At 70.5% G+C, this 322-nt stretch carries 1 protein-coding gene; it reads right to left on the minus strand.

Translation table 11 applies throughout. The features are described from left to right. Positions 1-321, minus strand: a 321-nt coding sequence (locus tag IF88_RS0139730; RefSeq protein ID WP_030724533.1) for a hypothetical protein, incomplete at its 3' end; no start/stop codon positions are given. Position 322 lies beyond the last annotated feature (1 nt).

The raw sequence follows: 322 nt of genomic DNA on the forward strand, positions 1-322 counted from the left end.
GCGCAGCGTACGGATGTCGGTGATCAGGTCGCGCCAGGGTTCGAAGGCGGTGTCCACGTCCTGGCCCGAGGCCCGGATGTAGGCCACCGCCACGCCGTAGCCGAAGTACTCGTTCCTGGCCGGCAGCGGGCGCAGCAGCACGATCTGTTCCAGCAGCGCAGCCGACCGCCAGTACGCGTCCGGCTCGTCGGTCGCCAACGCCGGGGTGTTCACCCGGTGCCGGGCGACCGCGGCCACCAGACCGGAGTAGTCCAGCACGCCCAGCTCGTTGCCGAGGAGCTCCTCCTGCCGGTCCAGGAGCCAGCGGATGTCGATGTGCAGC

The organism is Streptomyces sp. NRRL F-2580 (assembly GCF_000720115.1).
In the GTDB taxonomy this organism is placed as follows: Bacteria; Actinomycetota; Actinomycetes; order Streptomycetales; family Streptomycetaceae; genus Streptomyces.